The organism is Paraburkholderia bryophila (genome assembly GCF_013409255.1).
In the GTDB taxonomy this organism is placed as follows: Bacteria; Pseudomonadota; Gammaproteobacteria; order Burkholderiales; family Burkholderiaceae; genus Paraburkholderia.
Map to the genome: position 1 here is coordinate 152,216 of NZ_JACCAS010000001.1, position 21,816 is coordinate 174,031.

Sequence of the window (21,816 nt, forward strand, 5' to 3'; positions counted from 1 at the left end):
AGGATACTCATGGTTGTAGCACCGCTTACCCTCTCCAGTCTCGCCGTCGCGACGCTGCTGGTCGCCGCCTTACCTTTCCTGATCTACCGTCGTCTGCGCCGGCCGCTCGCGCTGAAACCACGTGATGCGATCACCGGTATCGCGATCTTCGCGTTGTTCGCGATGGTGATCGAACGCGCATTGAACGACTACGTGCTGCATCGGAACGAGGCGACCGCAACCTTCCTGTCCAATCCGCTGGCTTTCGTGGTGTACGGCGCGCTGGCCGCGGGCATCTGCGAAGAAGTGGGGCGCTTCATCGGTATGCGGCTGCTGCTCAAGCGTGCCGCGACTAAAGCGATGTCGGCGACGTCGACCACGTCGGACAACTCGGCCGCGCGCGGCGACGACGGCACCGCGCTGACCTACGGCCTCGGCCACGGCGGCGCGGAGGCATGGCTGGTGGGTGTGCTGGTGCAGATTCAATGGATCCTGTTCGCGGTGTTCGAAAACCGTGGCGAACTAGACAGCTACCTGAGCAACCTGCCGACCGATTCGGTGATGCGCATTCACCTGATTCTCGCCAGCCTGACGCCGCAGACGGCCGGGATTTTCGCGCTCGAACGCGTGGCCGCGCTGATCTTCCAGATTGGTTTGTCGGTGCTGATGTGGCGGGGTCTGCGCGCTGGCTGGCGCGGCATCCTGCCGCTCGCGATCCTGCTGCATGCGCTGGTGGACGTGCCCGCCGCGCTGTTCCAGGCGCAACTGGTGCCGCTCGCCGCGGTGGATGGCGTGTATGCGCTGGGCGCGTTGGTCGTCGCGGGGCTGTTGTTCAGAACGTACCGTCGACCGGCGGTCGCGGCATAATCCGGCGCGGTGCGGTGTTAACTCGTCGGCGGCTCCGCGTGAGCGGCCGACCCTTCAGCATGACCTCTGGACCCTTCCCATGGAAGCTTACCAATACGACTGCGCGAATCCCGAGTTCGAGGAATTGGCGCGTGTCATCAGCGATCTGTTTCCCGAGCAGACGCAGTTCATCCAGCGCGCGGCGGAAGACGGTACGCCGACGCTGGCGATTCACTGGGTGGCGATGCGTTTCGGCGCGGCGGCGCGCCGCATCGTGATGACGGTGGAGATCACGCCGGCCGCGCTGGCGCGTTATCGCGCGACGCCGGCGCGGTTGCGCGGCCGCAGCTTTGCCGTGCTGCGCGCGTATGTCGAGGCGAGCATCGGCTCGCTCGAAGAACAGTATGCGAACGGTGAGGCGGTGCCGCGTGACGTTACGGTGGATCTCGGCGACGAGTTTGCTTGAGGCTTGGAATTGAGGCTTAGAGCGTGAGCTTTGGCGCCGAGCTTCAGCACCTGGCTTGAGGCCTGAGCCGCGAGTTTCAGGCTCCGGCTCCAAGCCCAAGCTCCCTCAATCGGCGAGCCGATAAACCTTCGCGAAGCGCGCGGCCTGGACCACGCCGTAATCGCCGGGCGCGTATTGCATGATCCAGTCGCCGGCGACGCCGCGCAGCACGTCGCCGCCGGCGGCGGAACGCGCGAGCGAGAACGCTTCGGTCATCTGTCTGGCGAGTACGACGGCCGGGCGGTTGCGGTAGGCGCCCGCTTCGCCGTGCGCGAGCGCGGCGTCGGCGGGGACGTATTTGGCGTCGAAGCGTTCGCGCGAGACGACCCAGCGGTCGCCGGTCGATCCGGTGATCAGCGCGTCGCCCGGGACATAACGGTTCGGGCCTTCGAGGCTCATCAGTTCGCCTTCGACGGCGGCGAATTCGACGTTCACGGTTTCGTCTTTAACCACGCGACGGGCGAGCGGATCTTGACTCAGATCGAGATTTTTCAGTTCGTTCATGAAGCGAGCAGAGATAGAGATGTTGAGAGCGGCGTGCGGGCAGGGGATCGCGACAGTGTGTCTCTGAACCCGTTGCCGGATGCCGCGAACTCGCATCATGCCAGATGGATCCGGCGATCTGTTTGTTTTGGGTTGGGTAGCGCGATAAGCGCGCGACGAAGAACTCGCCGGTCGCCAAAAAGAACAGGGCGAGCGGCGCACATTCTCGCGCCGCTCGCCCTTACTGCTGAACTACCTATAACTACCGATCTGCGCGATTACTGCGCGGCGTCGCTCGCCGGCGCCGGTGCGGCCTTGCCGCCCTTACCCTTGCCCTTGCCGTGATGAAGCGGACCGCCGTTCGGACCGCCCGGTTGATGGAACGTCACATCGGCCAGCTTTTTCTGCTCGGGCGAGAAGCTGCTATACAACGGGTCGAACGCGTCGACCAGCTTCTTCATGCCATCCGCATGCGCTTGCGCGATCGAAGCGTATTGCTTCATGTCGTCGATCGCGGACAGGTTGGCCGCGGTCTTGCGTTGCTGGAACAACTGGCCCATCGTCTCGCCGTTGCTGCGCATGACGTCGGCGAAAGCGTTCCATTGCGATTCCTGCGCCGAGGTGATCTTCAGTTGCGAGTGCAGGTAGGCGATCCGGTCTTCGACATTGCGCTCGTGGCCGGCTTTGCCGGCGGGGGCCGCCATGGCGCCGGCCGGTGCCGATGCCGGCGCGGGGGTTTGTGCGAACGCGCCGCTCATGGCGACTGCGGTGGCCAGCATTACCAGTGCTTTTTTCATCGAAACTCCTGATGTCTATTCGAATTGGGACAAGGCGCGTGTGGCGAGCGGCCCGCCTCGCGTCGATGCGGCCGGCTGCCCATTTGCCGTCGCCGCTATTAGTATCACGATATCCCTACAATGCGCCGCTTATGCGACAAACGCTTACAACCGAAACCAACAGGAAATAGCGGGTGGATAAATTCGTCAGCATGGAAATCTTCGTCGCGGTCGTCGAGGCGGGCAGCCTGACGGCGGCGGCCGAGCGGTTCGATATTTCGTCGGCAATGGTTGGTAAACATATCCGCGCGCTCGAAACCCGGCTGGCCACGCGGCTGCTGACACGCACCACGCGCCGGCAAAGTTTGACCGAGATCGGCCGGCAGTATTACGAGCAATGCCGACGCATTCTGGCCGACGTGAAGAATGCCGAGTCGCTCGCCGAGGCGATGGCCGCCACGCCGCGCGGCGTGCTCAAGGTGACCGTGCCGCTGACCTACGGCGTCGAAGTCTTCGCGCCCGCCATGACCGACTACCTCACCGCATGGCCGGACGTGATCCTCGAACTCGATCTGTCGAACCGCGTGATCGATCTGGTGGAGGAGGGCTTCGACGCGTCCGTGCGGATCGGTCATCTGGCGGATTCGAGTTTCGTCGCGCGTCCGCTGAAGCCGTACCGGATGCGCGCGTGCGCGTCGCCGGCGTATCTGGCGCGGGTCGGCACGCCGCGCACGCCGGCCGATCTGGTGGATCACGAATGTCTGGGTTTTCTGCACTGGGGCCGCGAAGGTTTGTGGCGGCTCGACGGCGAGACCGTTGCGGAAAACCAGTTGCGCGCCGGGCGATTCCGCGCGAACAACGGACAGGCGCTGAAGGTGGCCGCGTTGCGCGGTTTCGGCCTGGTGTTGCAGCCGGAGGCGCTGCTCGCGCGGGAGATTGCCAGCGGCGAACTGGTGTCCGTGCTGGAGGATTATTTGCCGGATGGTGCACCGGTTCATCTGGTCTATCCGCGCGACCGGCGCGCCACGCCGAAGCTCACCAGTTTTATCGACTTCGTGATCGAGCGTTTCGGCGTGTGATCCGTAGCACGACTTCACCGCCCGCCGCCCAAGACGCGCGATAATCCGCTCCACCGTTGACCACCTTCTTTCGCCCTCGATGAGACCTCCGCGCCTCGACCAACTCGACGACCTCGACCGCAACCTCGTTGCGCTGCTACAAGCCAACGCCCGCGAAAGCGTCGCCAATCTCGCGCGCCAACTGGACGTGGCGCGCACCACGGTGATCGCCCGCATCGCGCGGCTCGAACGCAGCAATGTGATCGCCGGCTATAGCGTGCGGCTTGGGCAGGACGTGCTCGATTCGAGCATCGTCGCCTATGTCGGCATCATCCTCGCGCCCAAGCACGGGCCGGCCGTGCAGAAGCGGCTCGGCAAGATGCCTGAGGTGCAACTGCTGTGCGCGGTGAGCGGCGAGTTCGACTACGTCGCGTGGCTGCGCGCCGATTCGCCCGACCGGCTGAACGATCTGCTCGATCAGATCGGCGGCCTGGAGGGCGTGGAGCGCACCACGACCTCGATCATTCTGGCGCGCAAGATCGATCGCGGCACGGTGTGAGCGGGGGCGTTGTCGTCCGCTGTCGCTCTCGGTCGCCCTCGTTGTTTACGCCGTTTTAACAACTTTTCGACATATTGAATGATTGGTTCGTCATAACGTCGAAGTTCATGGTCATATCGCAGCATTTTGCGCGTATGAACTGTTTTGGCTTCCTCCTAAACTGTTGCTCAAGGGTTCAGCCCGCCGGGCGCGGCGCCATAGCGCAGCGCACTTCCCAAGCTGGAGACAGCAGTTAGAGAATCAGGAGAAGCGCATGAAAGTAGCCATCGTTGGCGCAGGTTTGATCGGTCACACCATCGCCCACATGTTGCGCGAAACCGGCGACTACGAAGTCGTCGCGTTCGACCGCGACCAGCACGCGCTCGATAAGCTCGCCGCCCAGGGAATTCCAACACAGCGCGTCGACTCCGCCGATGCCGCCGCGCTGCGCGCCGCCGTGCAGGGCTTCGACGCACTCGTCAACGCGTTGCCGTATTACCTCGCGGTGAACGTGGCGGCGGCGGCCAAGGGTGCGGGCGTGCATTACTTCGACCTGACCGAAGACGTGCGCGCGACCTCCGCGATCCGCGAAATCGCGGAATCCGCCGATCACGCGTTCATGCCGCAGTGCGGCCTCGCGCCGGGCTTCATCGGCATTGCGGCGCACGAGCTGGCGAACCGCTTCACCGAAATCCGCGACGTCAAGATGCGGGTCGGCGCGCTGCCGGAATTCCCGACCAATGCGCTGAAGTACAACCTGACGTGGAGCGTCGACGGTCTGATCAACGAGTACTGCCAGCCGTGCGAAGCGATTCGCGACAGCCGCACGCAGTGGGTGCAGCCGCTCGAAGGCCTCGAACATTTTTCACTCGACGGCACCGAATACGAAGCCTTCAATACGTCCGGCGGCCTCGGCACGCTGTGCGAAACGCTGGCGGGCCGCGTCGAATCGCTCGACTACAAGTCGGTGCGTTATCCGGGCCACCGCAACCTGATGCAGTTCCTGCTCGAAGACCTGCGCCTCGCCACCGACCGCGACACGCTGAAGAACATCATGCGCCGTTCGGTGCCGTCGACCGCGCAAGACGTGGTGCTGGTGTTCATCACCGTGAGCGGCATGCGTGACGGTCAACTGGTGCAGGAAGTGTTCACCCGCAAGATCTTCGCGAAGACGGTGTGCGGCGTGCCGATGAGCGCGATCCAGATCACCACGGCCGGCGCGATGTGCGCGGTGCTCGACCTGTTCCGCGAAAAGAAGCTGCCGCAAAGCGGTTTCGTACGCCAGGAGCAGGTTTCGCTGCGCGACTTCCTCGCGAACCGGTTTGGGCAACTGTATGAAGGGCAGTCGCTGGATACGATGGCGACGGTTTAAGGCCGCGCACGCGCTGCGAGAAGTGGCGAGGTTTTGAGTCTTTAGCCGAGGGCCGTGTTTGGCCGTGAGTATGCAGGAAGGCCCCGCAGAGGGCGGTGGAAACGCCCCGTATTGACGGTTAGTCATACGGGGCGTTGTTGTTTTTGCGGGAGGTTCGCGCGACGTCCGTCTACACCGGCAACGGCGGCTGCATCGTAGCCGCCGGATAAGGCTCGCCGATAATGCGCGCGAGCAAGGCTTCGTGATCTGCCGACGTAGGCGCGGTATTGTCGAACATCAACAGATCGTCACACACCTTGCCGCCCGGCACGAAGCGGCGCTGCCGGTATTCGTCCCAATGCGCGAGCTTGTACGCGTCGTTCGGATTGCCGCGCTCGACGATGCGCCGATGCGCGGTTTCTTCCTCCGTATAGACCCACACGACCCTGAGCGTGACCTTCTCGCCGACACCTAGCCACGCGCGATCGAACAGACGCCGTTCTCGCACTTCACGGGACAGCGGAGCGACCACCAGCGCGCTCACGCCGAGTTCGAGGTTGTCGCGGGCCGTGTCGATCAGGCTGCGATATTCCGGGTCGCGCAGATGCTGCAGGAACAGCGGGCTGTCGCGGTCGTTCGGATCGCCGGTCAGCATGGCCATCGCGGCCGCGCTATAGCCGCCGTACAGCGTATCTTTGTCGAGCAGGCAGAAGGGCGCGCCGCTCGCCTGCATCAGCGAGCCGAACAGCTTCTTCGCGAGCGTGGTCTTGCCTGTGCCCGAATGACCGCAAACGAACACCAGATAAGTCACGCAGACTTGTCCTCCGGCGTGGCCGAAGTGGCGCCGAGTTGCGGGTCACGCGCGAACTTGCCGCCGGCCTCCAGCCACATCACGTTGATGATGCCGAAGCCCAACGCTACGCCAATGCCGAGAATCCAGGTGAAGTACCACATTGCAATCTCCTTGATCGACTATCCGCCGATGCGGATAGTGAAGCATTGCGCATAGACGCGATGGCGAAGACCATGCTGGCGAGCGGGCTTGGCGCGCGTTGCAACCGAGGGTAAATCCGTAACGCGCCGGACCTGCGCAAGCGTCCCTTTGCAGCGATCATGAAGAAGAACGCGGCGTCATGCAAGAGGGCGGCCTGAGGTTGGCGTGAGGCTAGCCGTTCGGCCAGGGTGGCAGAACGGCCGCGCGTTGCTATCATGCCTGGCAATGTGTGAGCGGGAGGATTCAGGATGGCAATTCATCATGCAACACACCCATAGCAAAACCCAGCACGATAACCGGCCACCAGGGAGACCACATGCCTAAGTGCCTGTATAGCCACCTCCGGGCCGCGTTGCTCGCGCTTGCCGCGTCGTCAGTCGCGTCCGCTGTTGCGCCGGCCGTCACGTTGAGCGTCGCGCTGCTCGCCGGTTGCGCCGCCACCCCTGCCGAGCCGGTGCCGTTCAAGGCGGTGTCGGCCGCGCGCATCATCCAGCCCGGCTACACCGAGCGGGGCAATGGACTCGTCGCGGTCGACGTGCGGCGCGAACGTTCGCGCGACGTGATCGTGCGCTTTCGCGATGCGCTGGTGTATATCGACGGCGAACAGGTCACCGATCTGATGAACGGCGAGCACGTGGTCTTCTATCTCAGCCCGGGCGTGCATCGCATCGGCGTGTCCACGCAGTTCGACCCGGTCGTCGAAATGCGTTTCACGGTGACGGCGGACACGCGCTACACGAACCGCGCGTCGATCGTCTTCGGCGAAGATCATCGCATCGCGCTGCGCCGGGTCGCCCAATAACGGCGCGATCGCCGCGCGCCAGCCCTGATACGCCACGTTGAACAAATGGATACAAGGCGTTCACACGGCGCCTTTAACATGACGGATGTAGAACCCAACCCCCCGCAGATCCCGACGCCAGGCACGCACCCTGCGAACCCCGGCGGTCTGTTTCCGTTTTTAAGGTAATCATCCACATGCTGATCAATTGCGCCGCCTATCAGGACGGCAGGAAGCTGGCCGATATCGACATCGATAGCATCAGCGACTACGTAGCGCGGCCCGAGTGTTTCGTCTGGGTCGCGCTGAAAGATCCGGAGCCGGACGAACTGGCCGTGATGAAGCACGAGTTCAACCTCCACGAACTCGCCATCGAAGACGCGCAGAACGGTCACCAGAGCCCCAAGATCGAGGAGTACGGCGAGTCTCTGTTCGCGGTCATGCATACCGTCGAAATGGACGAGGAGGGCGAACTGCTGATCGGCGAAGTGGACGTGTTCGTCGGCAAAAACTATGTGCTCTCCGTGCGTCGCGGCTCGCGTGCCGGTTTTCAGAATGTGCGCGCCCGCTGCGAGCGCGAGCCGCAATTGCTCAAGGAAGGTTCCGCGTTCGTGCTGTACGCGCTGGCCGACGATATCGTCGATCGTTACTTCCCGATCATCGAGGCGTTGAACACGGAGATCGAAGCGCTCGAAGATCGCATTTTCGAGCGCAACAATTCGGCGGCGTCGCGCGAGATCATTCAGGAGCTGTATTCGCTCAAGCGCCGCCTCGTGATCCTGCAACACCATATCGCGCCGTTGCAGGAAGCGATCAGCAAGCTGACCGGCGGGCGCATTCCGAGCATTTGCGAAGGCATGCAGGCTTACTTTCGCGACGTCTACGACCACCTCGAACGGATCGTCAAGATTATCGACGGCCGCCGCGAACTGGTGGTCACCGCCGTGCAGGTCAATCTCGGCATGATCTCGCTGGCCGAGAGCGAGGTGACCAAGCGGCTCGGCTCGTTCGCGGCGCTGTTCGCGGTGCCGACCATGATCGCCGGCATCTACGGGATGAATTTTCAGAGCATTCCCGAACTGCACTACAAATACGGCTATCCGCTATGTCTGGCCGTGATGTTCGCGGTCGACTGCGTGCTGTACTGGCGGTTTCGCAAAGCGGGCTGGCTGTAACGCGCGCCTCTCGTTGTCCCCGCTTGCACCCCACGCAATAAAAGTCCAGCATAAGCGGCCCGCCGGCTGTCGATCTTGCAGCCGGCGGCAAAAACGACTACGCGCGGACCGAGCGAGGGATCCTTGCCACACTCAGCCTGCCGGCACGCCTATCCGGCGCGCCGGTTCGATTCGATCGACTGCAACGCACCCTTACGCATGCGGCATGCCGGTGCATTGCAACACCGTGAATCGTTGACATTGCGGAAAGACTGCGCTGAGAATGGGCCTCGCAAACGTTTGCGCATTGCTAAAAATACGGCTCCTGTTGGAGCCCGACAACCCTGGAGATGTGCATGAACCAACGCATTCGCCGCCGCCTGTTGACGGCCGCCGTCCTCGTCACCGCTACCGCGGGCTTGCCGCTGTCGTCCGCGTACGCGCAGAGCGCGCCCCCGCACAAGCCGAAGGTCGCGCTGGTGATGAAGTCGCTCGCCAACGAGTTTTTCCTGACCATGGAAACCGGCGCGAAGGACTACCAGAAACACAATCCTTCCCAGTTCGACCTGATCACCAACGGCATCAAGGACGAGACCGATACCGCCAACCAGATCCGCATCGTCGAGCAGATGATCGTCTCGAAGGTCGATGCGATCGTGCTGGCGCCGGCTGATTCGAAAGCGCTGGTGCCGGTCGTCAAGAAGGCGGTCGACGCGGGCATCATCGTCGTGAACATCGACAACCGGCTCGACCCGGACGTGCTCAAGTCGAAGGACCTGAACGTGCCGTTCGTCGGCCCGGATAACCGCAAGGGCGCGCAGAAGGTCGGCGACTACCTGGCGAAGAAGCTGAAGGCCGGCGACGAGGTGGGGATTATCGAAGGCGTGTCGACCACCACCAACGCGCAGCAGCGCACCGCGGGCTTCAAGGACGCGATGCAGACGGTCGGCGCGAAGGTCGTGTCGGTGCAATCGGGTGAATGGGAAATCGACAAGGGCAACGCGGTCGCGTCGGCCATGCTCAATGAATATCCGAACCTGAAGGCACTGCTCGCCGGTAACGACAACATGGCAATCGGCGCTGTCTCGGCAGTGCGCGCGGCTGGCAAGCAGGGCAAGGTGCTGGTGGTCGGCTACGACAACATCGGCGCGATCAAGCCGATGCTGAAAGACGGCCGTGTATTGGCCACGGCGGATCAATACGCTGCCAAGCAGGCCGTGTTCGGCATCGATACCGCGCTGAAGGCAATCAGCGAGCACAAGAAGCAATCGCAGTTGTCCGGTGTGGTGGAAACGCCGTGCGATCTGGTGACCAGGTAAGGATTGCCGCCGGCGCCGCTGCGTGCAGTCTGCATCGCACCAACGCGTGAATTCGCGTCTATTCAATAAACGCTCAAGAAACCTGCCGGGCCGCCGTTAATTCCAGAGGTAAGCGTCATGACGGTGGCTGCGTGGCGGGAGGGGGCGCGGCTGTTGGCGCCCGCGCATTCCGCGCATTGGGCCGGCATGACACGTGGCGGCCGGCGCCGGCTTCATGCGAGCGAAAACGCGTGAGGCCGACCCGGCCGCCATGAACCAGGATTGCAATGGATTCAACCGACCACGACGCCTTGCCTGCCGTACTGTCCGTCAGCGGTATCGGCAAGACCTATGCCGAACCGGTGCTCGCCGATGTCTCGCTGTCGCTGCGCGCCGGCGAGGTATTGGCGCTGACCGGCGAGAACGGCGCGGGCAAGAGTACGCTGTCCAAAATTATCGGCGGGCTCGTGGATCCAACCGCCGGCACGATGCGCCTGGGCGGCGAGCCTTACGCGCCGTCGAGCCGCACCGACGCCGAGCGGCTCGGCGTGCGCATGGTGATGCAGGAGTTGAATCTGCTGCCGACCTTGTCGGTGGCCGAAAACCTGTTCCTGAACCGCTTGCCGCGCGTGGGTGCGTTCAGCTTCGGCTGGATCGACCGTCGCAAGCTGCGTGAAGACGCGCGCATGGCGATGGCGCAGGTCGGGCTGGATGCGATCGACCCGGACGCGCTGGTCGGCGAACTCGGCATCGGTCATCAGCAGATGGTGGAGATCGCGCGCAATCTGATCGACGACTGCCGCGTGCTGATCCTCGACGAACCGACCGCGATGCTGACCGCGCGCGAAGTCGACCTGCTGTTCGAGCAGATCGACCGTCTCAAGGCGCGCGGCGTGGCGCTGGTCTACATCTCGCACCGGCTCGAAGAGCTGGCGCGGGTCGCCGAACAGATCGCGGTGTTGCGCGACGGCCGGCTGGTGCATGTCGACGCGATGGCCAACCTCACGAGCGAGCAGATCGTCACGTGGATGGTCGGTCGCGAACTCGGCGAGCGGATCGATCTGGGCGAGCGCAACATCGGCGCGCCGTTGCTGAGAGTGGACCGGCTCGCGCGCGGCAAGGTGGTGCGCGACGTGTCGTTCGAGGTGCGCGCGGGTGAGATTTTCGGCATCAGCGGTCTGATCGGCGCGGGGCGCACCGAGCTGATGCGGCTGATCTACGGCGCCGATCAGAAGGACAGCGGCAGCGTGGCGCTGGCGGCAACGCCGGGCGCCGTGCCCACGCCGGTGCGGATCGACTCGCCGTCGGACGCGGTGCGCGCGGGGATCGCGCTGATCACCGAAGACCGCAAGGGCGAAGGCCTGCTACTGCCGCAGCCGATCGCCGCCAATGTTTCGCTCGGCAACATCGGCAGTGTGGCGCGGCATGGCGTGGTCGACGCGAAGCGCGAGAACGCGCTCGCGCAGAAGCAGATCGACGCGATGCGGATTCGCAGCTCGGGCCCGGCGCAGATTGTCGGCGAGCTGTCGGGCGGTAATCAGCAGAAGGTGGTGATCGGCCGCTGGCTGGCGCGCGATTGCCGCGTGCTGTTATTCGACGAACCCACGCGCGGCATCGACGTCGGCGCGAAGTTCGATATTTATGGCTTGATGGGCGCGCTGGCGCGGGAAGGGCGCGCGCTCGTCGTGGTGTCGAGCGATCTGCGTGAGCTGATGCTGATCTGCGACCGGATCGGCGTGATGTCCGCAGGCAGCATGACGGGTGTGTTCGAGCGCGATAGCTGGTCGCAGGATGCGTTGCTGGCCGCGGCATTTGCCGGCTACCGCAGCCGCGAAGCGTTGCTGCACGCCCCCGATACCCACCAGGCAGGGAGTAGCTCATGAACGATCAAGCGTCGCCGGACAAGCCGGGCGGCGGCCAGGCAGGCAAGCCGGGAGACAAGCCAGGCGCCGCGAACGTAACGCCGCCGGCCGATCCGTCGGCGCCGCTCGCGAGCGGCAAACCGGCCGGCACGCGGCTGGGCTTGTCGAACTATCTGGGTCTGGCCGGCGCGCTGCTGGCCATGATCGCGCTGTTTTCCGTACTGAGTTCGCACTTCTTCACGTACGACACCTTCAGCACGATCGCCAACCAGATTCCGGATCTGGTGGTGATGTCGGTGGGCATGACCTTCGTGCTGATCATCGCCGGGATCGATCTGTCGGTCGGCTCGGTGCTGGCGCTGGGCGCGTCGGTGGTGAGCGTGGCCGCGTTGAAGTGGGGCTGGGGGCCGTTTCCGTCGGCGTTGCTCGGCGTGGCCGCGGCCGCGCTGACCGGCACGATCACCGGCGCGGTGACGGTGGGCTGGCGGATTCCGTCGTTCATCGTGTCGCTCGGGGTGCTCGAAGCGGCGCGCGGCATGGCGTATCAGATGACGAACTCGCGCACCGCCTATATCGGCGACGCGTTCGATTTCCTGTCGAATCCGATCGCGCTCGGCATTTCGCCGGCCTTCCTGATTGCGGTGGCGGTGATGATCGTCGCGCAACTGGTGCTCACGCGCACGGTGTTCGGCCGCTATCTGGTCGGTATCGGTACCAATGAGGAAGCGGTGCGGCTCGCGGGCGTCAATCCGCGGCCCTACAAGATCATCGTGTTCGCGCTGATGGGCGCGCTCGCGGGGCTCGCCGCGCTGTTCCAGATTTCGCGTCTGGAAGCGGCCGATCCGAACGCGGGCGTCGGCGTGGAGTTGCAGGTGATCGCCGCGGTGGTGATCGGCGGGACGAGTTTGATGGGCGGGCGCGGCTCGGTGATCAGCACCTTTTTCGGTGTGTTGATCATTTCGGTGCTGGCGGCCGGTCTCGCGCAGATCGGCGCGAACGAGCCGACCAAGCGGATGATCACCGGCGCGGTGATCGTGGTGGCGGTGGTGCTGGATACCTACCGCAGCCGCCGCAAGCGGGCGTGAATTGCAGTGAATCGGATGGGCTGACGCCTCGGCGTGAGCCGGCCAGTTGATGTGTCATGAGCGGTCAGGCAGCGGTTTTCATGGGTGAGGTCGGTCTTCGATGAGGACGTCCGGTGGGCCGCCAGGCGGCGTGGACGGCGGGAACGACCGCGGGAACTACAGGCAGGAGAGCAACAGGTTATGGCGACGATCAAGGATGTAGCGGCTGTGGCGGGCGTGTCTTTCACGACGGTATCGCACGTGGTGAACAACTCGCGCCCGGTGTCGGCCGACGTGCGCGCAAAGGTCGAACACGCGATCCGTCAGCTTCACTATGTTCCGTCGGCTGTGGCCCGTTCGCTGAAGGCGCGCGCCACGGCGACGATCGGACTGGTGGTGCCGAACAGCACGAACCCGTATTTCGCGGAAATGGCACGCGGTATCGAAGACGGTTGCTCGCGCAACGGCTACTGCCTGTTCTTCTGCAATTCCGACGACGATCCGGCCAAGCAGCGTAACTATCTGCGCGTGCTGCAGGAAAAGCGCATCGACGGGCTGATCGTCGCGTCGGCCGGCGACGACGCCGTGCTCGCGCAGACGCTCGCCGACTCGCACGAGCCGCTGGTGATCGTGGACCGCAATATCGAAGGCCTGAACGCCGATCTGGTGCAGATCGACCATGAGAAGGGCGCGTATCTGGCCACCCGTCATTTGCTGGAACTGGGGCATGTGCGGATCGGCTGTATTACCGGGCCGGTGCAGACGGCCGTCAGCGCAATGCGGGTACACGGCTTCATCCGCGCGATGACGGAACGGGGCATCGAGATTCCGCCCGATGCGATCGTCGAAAGCGATTTTTCGGGCACCGGCGGCCATCGTGCGGCCGCGCAACTGTTCGATACCGTCCGGCCGTCGGCGATTTTCGCCGGTAACGACATGATGGGCATCGGCGCGCTGCGCGCCGCGGCGGAACGCAATATCAGCGTGCCGCGCGATTGCTCGATCATCGGCTTCGACGATATCGAACTGGGACGTTTCACCTACCCGGCGCTGTCGACGGTCGGGCAGTCGGTGCGCGCGCTCGGCGACATGGCCGCGCAGACGCTGATCGAACGCATTGCGGGGACCTCGGCGGGCAATCCACGCGCGCCGGGCCGTCGGCGTGTGGTGTCGCCACGGTTGATCGTGCGCGAATCCACCACGACGTGGGCGGGTGCGGCCAGGCGCGATCTGGCGGCCTGAGGCTGAGCCGGCGTTGGCGTTGGCGGATAGCGCCGCCCGAGGGATCGGAGCGAGGGCGGCGTCAGCCGCTCAACCTTCACCGCACGGTCACAGTGAATTGCCGGTCACAACTAATTAGTTGCTGTCGATCTGCAGCGATGCGTTTCGGATAAAACACCGTCCCACGCTCAAAACCTGCCGTATTTCTGCACAACAGCATGCCATTGAGGCTGTTCTGCATCCCTTCCGTCATACCGTGCCAAGCTGCCCACTGTCAGCTTCTTGTAATTTCTTCCAATTCCTTTCATCTGCTTTCTTCATACTATATAAATACTTCAAGTATGCAGTCGGAATGCCGTAAACGGGACTATTAGAGCGCCACACCAAAAAGCGCCGCACGCAGACGCCACACGCTACCCCGCGCTGCGTACGCAGCCTCTCATTTCGTCTAAGTACAGGATTAAGCATGTTGAACAAAGGCATCACGATCAAGGCGCGGATTGGCCTTACGATGGCTTTTCTCGCCGCGCTGCTGGTTGCCATTGGTGTTTTCGGTCTGATCGGCATGAGCCGTTCGAACGACGCCTACAAGGACACCTTCACTAACGCCATGCCGAGCGCCGTCGATATCGGCAACGCCGAGCTGTTCGCGGCGCGTGAACGCCTCGCGCTGGACCGCGCCGCGTTCATGATCGGCACGCCCGACGCGGCGTCGACGCTGGAGCGTGCGCGCGTGATGCGCACCACGTCCGACATGTGGTGGAAAAAGTATCTGGACCTGCCGCGCGACGCCAACGAAGACCGTCTCGCGCAGGACGTGGTCGCCAAACGCGACGCGTTGCATCAGCAACTGGACGCCTTTTCGGCGACCATCGCGGCCAACGACCAGGCGAAGGTGCTCGGCGGCGCCCAGCGTCTGCAAGCCTCGTACAACGACCTCGCCAACGCAGACGACACGCTGCGCAAGGATCAGTTCACGTCGGCGCGGGAAGGTTACGACTCCGCGCAAGGCAGCTTCGATACGTTCCGTCTTGTCAGCATCGGCGCGTTGCTGCTCGGCGTGCTCGCCGCCGCGTTCTCGTACCTGACGCTTAGCCGCGCGATCGGCCGGCCGCTCGGCGAAGCGCTCGGTCATTTCGACGCGATCGCCGGCGGCGATCTGCGTCGCCCGGTGATCGTCACGTCGCGTGACGAAATGGGGCAGTTGCTCGAAGGCATCGCGAAGATGCAGCGCAGCCTCACCGAAACGGTGCGTACGGTGAGGAGCGGCAGCGAATCGATCGCGACCGCTACTCGCCAGATCGCGGCCGGCAATATCGACCTGTCGTCGCGCACCGAAGAGCAGGCCTCGGCGCTGCAGGAAACCGCGTCGAGCATGGAAGAGCTGACCGGCACGGTCAAACAGAATGCCGACAACGCTCGCCAGGCGAGCTCGCTCGCCGCCAACGCGTCGGAGATCGCCAACAAGGGCAGCGCGGTGGTCAGCCAGGTGGTCGGCACGATGGGCGACATCAATCAGAGCTCGGCGAAGATTGCCGACATCATCTCGATCATCGAAGGGATCGCGTTCCAGACCAACATCCTGGCCCTGAATGCGGCCGTGGAAGCGGCGCGAGCCGGTGAAGAAGGGCGCGGCTTCGCGGTCGTGGCCGGCGAAGTGCGCAGCCTCGCGCAGCGCTCGTCGGCGGCGGCGAAGGAAATCAAGGGGCTGATCGACACCTCGGTCGAGCGCGTGCAGTCGGGCTCGGCGCTGGTGGACGAAGCGGGCCGCACGATGACCGAGATCATCGGCGCGGTGCAGCGCGTGACCGACATCATGGGCGAGATCGCCGCGGCGTCGGAAGAGCAGAGCAGCGGCATCGACCAGGTGGCGCGCGCCGTCACGCAGATGGACGAAGTGACGCAGCAGAATGCCGCGCTGGTGGAAGAGGCGGCGGCGGCTGCGTCGTCGCTCGAAGACCAGGCCGGCAAGCTGCGCACCGCCGTGTCGGTGTTCCAGGTCGACGAAGGCGGTTACAAGGCGCCGGTCAGCGCGCCGAAGCGGATGAGTGCGCCGGTGCGCTCGACGGTGGCGCGCAAGATGTCGCGTCCGGCGGCTTCGTCGGTGGCATCGCACTCGACGTCACAATCTGCCGCGCAAGCCGTTGCCCAGCAGCCCGCGCATGCAGTGCCGCAAGCCACTACAGCACCCAAAGCGGCCGCCGCGGCACCCGCGCGCGCGCCGGCCAAAGCGATGGCGACGGCCAGCGCCGGCAGCGACCAGGATTGGGAAACCTTCTGATCCGACTCGGTCCGGGGCGAGCGTTGCAACATTCATTCCCGGCGGCGCGTTAGATCGAAGCGCAGCGTCGCGGATGATCGCCACCCGTTGACCCAGAAACCGCGATTGCACCTGCAGTCGCGGTTTTTTTCATGATGGGCGCATCAAATCAGGTTCGCGATGGCGACCCGATCACGACCCGATGGCGACCCGGTGGCGATCCCACTGCGACGCGATGACAACCCGACTGCAACCTGTACCCTGGCGGAGGCCATGATCCGGTACATTGACGGGCGGGCTCGGCCACGGCCACGCCGCGACGGTAACGCCGCCGCGAATCGTCTGCCCGAACGGCAGGCGCGCCGGTCGCCGCCGCAGCGCCCGGCCTCCACCCACCCGCACGCCGCCGTCAACCGCTTAACGAACCGCTCAACGCGCCAGCCCTAAAGGACCGACATGACGCAATACGATCTTGCGCAACGCCTCGTCGAAGCACGCCGGCAGCATCGGCTGATCGAAGCGCCCGCACCCGACAGCCTGCCGCCCGACGCGGCCACCGCGTATGCGATCCAGCAGGCGGTCATCGCGGGCCTCGGCGACTCGACCGGCGCCTGGAAGATCGGTGCGAGAGCGCCGGGCGGCCCCGGCGCGGGCGCGCCGATTCCGGCTTCGCTGGTGCTGCCGTCGCCGGCGCGGGCCGCGCATGGCGCGTTTTTCCGCGTGCTGGTGGAACTGGAGATCGCGTTCCGTTTCGCCGAGGCGATCGAACCGCGCGGCCGCGCCTACGCGCGCGACGAAGTGCTCTCGAAAGTCGGCGTCGTGCTGCCCGCCATCGAGATCGTCGATAGCCGCTTCGCGGAATGGCCGAATGTCGCGCCGCTCGCGCAACTGGCCGACGCGCAGAACAACGGCGCGTTGATCACCGGTCACGCGGTGGCCTATGCGGGACTCGCGCGCGGCTTCGATTTCGTTTCGCCTGAACTGGCACTGAGCTTCAACGGCGACTCGCTGTTGCCGGAGGCCACCGGCAACCCGGCCGGCGATCCGCGCGAACTGCTGGTCTGGTTCGTCAACCACTGCGCAGCGATGGGCATCACCATCGAGCCGGACTGGACCATCACGACCGGCTCCTACGTCGGCGGTATCAAGCTGGCCGAACCGGGGCGCGTGCGCGGTCACATCGACGGCCTCGGGGATGTGGAGATTGAACTGACCTGAGCATGCAGCGGGTTGCCGCTCGTTGCGGCGAGCTTTCACCATCGTTGCTCATGAGGCAGCGGCGCTTGTCACATTCGCCCGTCACCTTCCCATCTTCATGACCACGCTTCAAACAAACGGCTGCCCACGGGTGGCCGTTTCACATTTGTCGCATCTGTCGCGGCGGCTTTGCCGTATACACCTATGAAAGCCGTTGGCCGCGTCGCCGTCATCCAGTAATAGAGGCATCGAGGCAGATCAGCGGCTAACCCTGTTGCCGACGCGGTTAATACGAAACGTGCAATGGACCACGCGCAAAACATGCATGACGCGCGCGACGACACATGGCGCGTTTGTCATGTAACAAGGAAAGCGCGGAACAAAATGGGCCGCATGGTGACGAACAGGCTGACGACACGACGTATCGTTCAATCGCGCTTTCGACCGGAACGGCAAATGAACATGTAACAGGCGGCGTGCGTTGTAGACGGAATGCCGATGTCGCGCGTTGTGGCAGAGAGGTGGACAGGGTTCGAGCGGCGTGTCGAAAACGCGCATGCTGTCCACGCTTTCAGCAACAAAGTGTGCGCGTGCAGACAGGGCGTCTGATATCGCAGTGAGATCGTTCGATGTAACTGGACGAGCGGCGCAATGGCACGTTGCACGCGCACTGAGCAGCAGTGCCAGGTGAGCGGCGTGACACGAACCGGGCAGTGTGAACGTTGACGGCCAGGTCGCTAACCAGGTTGCTAACCAGGTTGCGAATCAGGCCGTAAAACAGGCAGCAAGCGTGCGCATCGATCGCTACGATGTGAGCGCAAGATTGTAGGTGGTGGAAAGTGTGTTTCCAAGTGAGGAATGTCGGGAGGCGAATGCGGCGCGATTTTCGCAACGTAGTTCGTGAAAAAAAATTTAAAAGGGTTTAGGATGAATTCGAGCGATGTCGTTTCCGAATAGCGCGCCGCGCACGACATCGGTCTAGACTTCGGCGAGGAGGTAGCATGGATATCTACAGCAGTTTCGCGACCCGCTTCGAAAAAACGCGAGAAGATGAACTCTCGCTCGAGGAGTATCTCGCGCTCTGCAAAGACAATCCCGCCGCGTACGCCACTGCTGGCGAACGCATGTTGACGGCAATCGGGGAACCGGAACAGATTGACACTCGCAACGATCCGCGCACCTCGCGCATCTTCGCGAACAAGGTCATCAAGGTATACCCCGCGTTCCGTGAGTTCTACGGAATGGAGGACGTGATCGAGCAGGTGGTCGCGTACTTCCGGCACTCGGCCCAAGGGCTCGAAGAAAAGAAACAGATTCTGTATCTATTGGGCCCGGTCGGCGGTGGTAAATCGTCGATAGCCGAGCGTTTGAAGCAGCTCATGGAGCGCGTGCCTTTTTATTCGATCAAGGGTTCGCCCGTGAACGAATCGCCGCTCGGGTTGTTCGATTACGACGAGGACGGTCCGATCCTCGAAGAGCAGTTCGGCATTCCACGCCGCTACCTGAAAAGCATTCTGAGTCCGTGGGCGGTGAAACGCCTGCACGAATTCAACGGCGACATCCGCAAGTTCAAGGTGGTGCGCCGCTACCCGTCGATCCTTCGCCAGATCGGTATCGCCAAGACCGAGCCGGGCGACGAAAACAACCAGGACATTTCGTCGCTGGTCGGCAAGGTCGACATCCGCAAGCTCGAACAGTACGCACAAGACGACGCGGACGCGTACAGCTACTCCGGTGGCCTGTGTCTCGCCAATCAGGGGCTGCTCGAGTTCGTCGAAATGTTCAAGGCGCCGATCAAGGTCTTGCACCCGTTGCTGACCGCCACCCAGGAAGGCAACTTCAAGGGCACGGAAGGGTTCGGTGCGATTCCGTTCGACGGCGTGATCCTCGCGCACTCGAACGAGTCGGAATGGAAGGCGTTCCGCAACAACCGCAACAACGAAGCACTGCTCGACCGGATCTTCGTCGTGAAGGTGCCGTACTGCCTGCGCTACGGTGAAGAGGTCAAGATCTACGAGAAGCTGCTGCGCAATTCGTCGCTGGCGAATGCGGTCTGCGCACCGGGCACGCTGAAGATGATGGCGCAGATGTCGGTGCTCACGCGCCTGCAGGAGCCGGAGAATTCGAGCCTGTTCTCGAAGATGCAGGTGTATGACGGCGAGAACCTGAAGGACACCGATCCGAAGGCCAAATCGTACCAGGAGTACCGCGATTTCGCGGGCGTGGACGAAGGCATGACCGGCGTGTCGACCCGCTTCGCGTTCAAGATCATGTCGCGGGTGTTCAACTTCGACTCGACCGAGGTCGCGGCCAATCCGGTGCATCTGATGTACGTGCTCGAACAGCAGATCGAACGCGAGCAGTTCCCGCCGGAAACCGAACAGAAGTATCTGTCGTTCATCAAAGACGTGCTTGCGTCACGCTATGCCGAGTTCATCGGCAAGGAGATTCAGACCGCGTACCTGGAGTCGTATTCCGAGTATGGTCAGAACATCTTCGATCGCTATGTGACGTACGCGGACTTCTGGATTCAGGATCAGGAATTCCGCGACCACGACACCGGCGAGAGCTTCGACCGCGCGGCGTTGAACGCCGAGCTGGAGAAGATCGAGAAACCCGCGGGCATCAGCAACCCGAAGGACTTCCGCAACGAGATCGTGAACTTCGTGCTGCGTGCGCGTGCTGCGAATGCGGGGAAGAATCCCGCGTGGATCAGCTACGAGAAGCTGCGCGTCGTGATCGAAAAGAAGATGTTCTCGAACACGGAAGAGCTGTTGCCGGTGATCTCGTTCAACGCCAAGGGTTCGGCGGAAGAGCAACGCAAGCACGAAGACTTCGTCAATCGCATGGTGACGAAGGGCTATACGCCGAAGCAGGTGCGCTTGCTGTGTGACTGGTATCTGCGCGTGCGCAAGTCGTCATGAAATGCACCGCGTGCCGCCCGCGTGGTCCGACCGCGCGGGCACCCTGCGAGGCGCAAGCTGCATGGACATAGCGTTGCATCAGGCAGCGTGCGTCTCGCGCACCGGAAATTAGTGCGGGGTTTGTTTGGTAAGGTATTGGTGCCAGGCGCCGATACCGATCGACATGCTCTGCATGGGGTCCAGGTCAACGCTAAAGCGCTAACCTGGACCGACAAGGGAGACCGGGCGTGCTTCATCAAATTATCGACCGCAGGTTAGCTGGCAAAAACAAGAGCATTGCGAATCGCGAGCGGTTTTTGCGTCGCGTCAAGAACTACATTCGTCGCGCCGTTTCGGAAGCGGTGCGCGACCGCAGCATCAAAGACATCCAGAACACCCAGAGCATCACGATCCCGCGCAAGGACATTGCGGAGCCGTCGTTCCGGCACGGTCCCGGCGGCAAGCGGGAGATGGTGCACCCGGGTAACGCCGACTACATTCGCGGCGACAAGATCCAGCGTCCGCAGGGCGGCGGCGGTGGAGGCGGCGGCAATCAGGCCAGCAACGAAGGCGACGGGCAGGACGACTTCGTGTTCGAGCTGAGCCGCGAAGAATTCATGCAGTATTTCTTCGACGATCTCGAACTGCCGCGACTCGTCAAAACCCATCTGATGGCCGTGCCGACGTGGAAAAGCATCCGCGCGGGCTGGGCCGCGGAAGGCACGCCGAACAATATCGACGTGGTCCGTTCGCTGCGCAGCGCGCTCGGCCGCCGCATCGCGCTCGGCGCGCCGCTCGTCAACCAGTTGCACGAGATGGAGCGGCAACTGGAGGTCATGAAGGCCGACCCCGACGATCGTCGCGACGAGATCAAACTGCTCGAAGAGGAAATCCACCATTTGCGCGGGCGCATCTGGCGGATTCCGTTTATCGATCCGTTCGATCTGCGCTATGTGAATCGCGTGAAGCAGCCCACGCCGTCCAGCCAGGCCGTGATGTTCTGTCTGATGGATGTGTCCGGTTCCATGGACGAGCAGCGCAAGGACCTCGCCAAGCGCTTTTTCATTCTGCTGTATCTGTTCCTCAAGCGGAACTACGAGAAGATTGAAGTCGTGTTCATTCGCCACCACACGCGCGCCGAAGAGGTCGACGAAGACACCTTCTTTCATTCGACCGAAAGCGGCGGCACCGTGGTGTCGAGCGCGCTGGAGTTGATGCAGAAGGTCATGGACGAGCGCTACTCGCCGACTGAATGGAATATTTACGGCGCCCAGGCGTCGGACGGCGACAACTGGACCGACGACTCGCCGAAGTGCCGCAAGATACTCTCGGATGACATCCTGGAGAAGGTGCGCTATTTTGCGTATATTCAGGTGACGCCCGAAGAGCAGAATTTGTGGCTCGAATATGCGCAACTGGCGTTAAGCCAGCCGCATATGGCGATGAAGAAGGTCGAAACCGCGGCTGACATCTATCCGGTGTTTCGTGAGCTGTTTGAAAAGCAGGTTGCGTCGTCATGACGTCGAAGTCGTCGAAGCGCCTGCAC

The 21,816-nt window shown here is 63.3% G+C and carries 19 protein-coding genes; 15 read left to right on the forward strand and 4 right to left on the reverse strand.

The window, feature by feature from the left end:
• Positions 1-9 precede the first annotated feature (9 nt).
• The gene (locus GGD40_RS00625; RefSeq protein WP_179742469.1) at positions 10-846 is read left to right on the forward strand and encodes a YhfC family intramembrane metalloprotease; all 837 of its coding nucleotides are present in this window, start codon (positions 10-12) and stop codon (positions 844-846) included.
• Positions 847-925: 79 nt separating this feature from the next.
• Positions 926-1,291: a DUF3022 domain-containing protein gene (locus tag GGD40_RS00630; protein WP_179742470.1), complete on the forward strand. Its 366-nt coding sequence runs from the start codon at positions 926-928 to the stop codon at positions 1,289-1,291.
• A gap of 105 nt (positions 1,292-1,396) precedes the next feature.
• On the opposite strand, the gene GGD40_RS00635 is transcribed toward GGD40_RS00630, so the two are convergent.
• Together GGD40_RS00635 and GGD40_RS00640 are read right to left on the reverse strand one after the other, a co-directional pair.
• Positions 1,397-1,834 carry a PGDYG domain-containing protein gene (locus GGD40_RS00635; protein WP_179742471.1) on the reverse strand — a complete coding sequence of 146 codons (438 nt, stop codon included), beginning with the start codon at positions 1,832-1,834 and terminating at the stop codon, positions 1,397-1,399.
• Positions 1,835-2,091: 257 nt separating this feature from the next.
• Entirely contained in the window at positions 2,092-2,610 is a 519-nt protein-coding gene (locus tag GGD40_RS00640; RefSeq protein WP_179704040.1) for a Spy/CpxP family protein refolding chaperone, read from the reverse strand.
• Between the two features lie 173 nt (positions 2,611-2,783).
• Between GGD40_RS00640 and GGD40_RS00645 the strand changes: the two genes are divergently transcribed.
• From GGD40_RS00645 to GGD40_RS00655, 3 genes are all read left to right on the forward strand, one after another.
• On the forward strand, positions 2,784-3,668 hold the full coding sequence (locus tag GGD40_RS00645; protein WP_179742472.1) for a LysR family transcriptional regulator: 885 nt from the start codon (positions 2,784-2,786) through the stop codon (positions 3,666-3,668).
• 79 nt (positions 3,669-3,747) lie between these two features.
• Positions 3,748-4,206, forward strand: coding sequence for an Lrp/AsnC family transcriptional regulator (locus GGD40_RS00650; RefSeq protein WP_111928894.1), 459 nt, complete (start codon positions 3,748-3,750; stop codon positions 4,204-4,206).
• 253 nt (positions 4,207-4,459) lie between these two features.
• Positions 4,460-5,557, forward strand: a complete 1,098-nt coding sequence (locus GGD40_RS00655) for a saccharopine dehydrogenase family protein (RefSeq protein WP_179704042.1) — start codon at positions 4,460-4,462, stop codon at positions 5,555-5,557.
• A gap of 169 nt (positions 5,558-5,726) precedes the next feature.
• Here the strand turns inward: GGD40_RS00655 and GGD40_RS00660 are convergent, their stop codons facing one another.
• Complete coding sequence (locus tag GGD40_RS00660; RefSeq protein ID WP_179742473.1) at positions 5,727-6,347, reverse strand: AAA family ATPase; 621 nt, start codon at positions 6,345-6,347, stop codon at positions 5,727-5,729.
• The gene (gene cydX / locus GGD40_RS00665; RefSeq protein ID WP_179704044.1) at positions 6,344-6,490 is read right to left on the reverse strand and encodes a cytochrome bd-I oxidase subunit CydX; all 147 of its coding nucleotides are present in this window, start codon (positions 6,488-6,490) and stop codon (positions 6,344-6,346) included. Before cydX ends, GGD40_RS00660 begins: the two co-directional genes overlap by 4 nt.
• Positions 6,491-6,846: 356 nt before the next feature.
• On the opposite strand from cydX, the gene GGD40_RS00670 reads away from it, so the two are divergent.
• From GGD40_RS00670 to GGD40_RS00715, 10 genes are all read left to right on the forward strand, one after another.
• A complete protein-coding gene (locus tag GGD40_RS00670) occupies positions 6,847-7,332 on the forward strand; it encodes a hypothetical protein (RefSeq protein ID WP_179742474.1) in 486 nt (161 codons plus the stop codon).
• Between the two features lie 176 nt (positions 7,333-7,508).
• On the forward strand, positions 7,509-8,486 hold the full coding sequence (gene corA, locus GGD40_RS00675; RefSeq protein ID WP_179704046.1) for a magnesium/cobalt transporter CorA: 978 nt from the start codon (positions 7,509-7,511) through the stop codon (positions 8,484-8,486).
• A 335-nt stretch (positions 8,487-8,821) separates the two neighbouring features.
• Positions 8,822-9,784, forward strand: coding sequence for a sugar ABC transporter substrate-binding protein (locus GGD40_RS00680; RefSeq protein ID WP_179742475.1), 963 nt, complete (start codon positions 8,822-8,824; stop codon positions 9,782-9,784).
• A gap of 266 nt (positions 9,785-10,050) precedes the next feature.
• Complete coding sequence (locus GGD40_RS00685) at positions 10,051-11,646, forward strand: sugar ABC transporter ATP-binding protein (RefSeq protein ID WP_179742476.1); 1,596 nt, start codon at positions 10,051-10,053, stop codon at positions 11,644-11,646.
• Positions 11,643-12,710, forward strand: a complete 1,068-nt coding sequence (locus tag GGD40_RS00690; RefSeq protein WP_179704049.1) for an ABC transporter permease — start codon at positions 11,643-11,645, stop codon at positions 12,708-12,710. The genes GGD40_RS00685 and GGD40_RS00690 overlap by 4 nt, the downstream gene beginning before the upstream one ends.
• Positions 12,711-12,890: 180 nt before the next feature.
• Positions 12,891-13,931 carry a LacI family DNA-binding transcriptional regulator gene (locus GGD40_RS00695; protein ID WP_179742477.1) on the forward strand — a complete coding sequence of 347 codons (1,041 nt, stop codon included), beginning with the start codon at positions 12,891-12,893 and terminating at the stop codon, positions 13,929-13,931.
• Positions 13,932-14,376: 445 nt separating this feature from the next.
• Positions 14,377-16,191, forward strand: coding sequence for a methyl-accepting chemotaxis protein (locus tag GGD40_RS00700; protein ID WP_179742478.1), 1,815 nt, complete (start codon positions 14,377-14,379; stop codon positions 16,189-16,191).
• 435 nt (positions 16,192-16,626) lie between these two features.
• A complete protein-coding gene (locus GGD40_RS00705; protein WP_179704052.1) occupies positions 16,627-17,388 on the forward strand; it encodes a hydratase in 762 nt (253 codons plus the stop codon).
• Between the two features lie 980 nt (positions 17,389-18,368).
• Positions 18,369-20,291 (forward strand): PrkA family serine protein kinase, encoded by a 1,923-nt coding sequence (locus GGD40_RS00710; protein WP_179704053.1) that lies wholly within the window; start codon positions 18,369-18,371, stop codon positions 20,289-20,291.
• Positions 20,292-20,518: 227 nt separating this feature from the next.
• Positions 20,519-21,790, forward strand: coding sequence for a YeaH/YhbH family protein (locus GGD40_RS00715; protein ID WP_179704054.1), 1,272 nt, complete (start codon positions 20,519-20,521; stop codon positions 21,788-21,790).
• Positions 21,791-21,816: the final 26 nt, after the last annotated feature.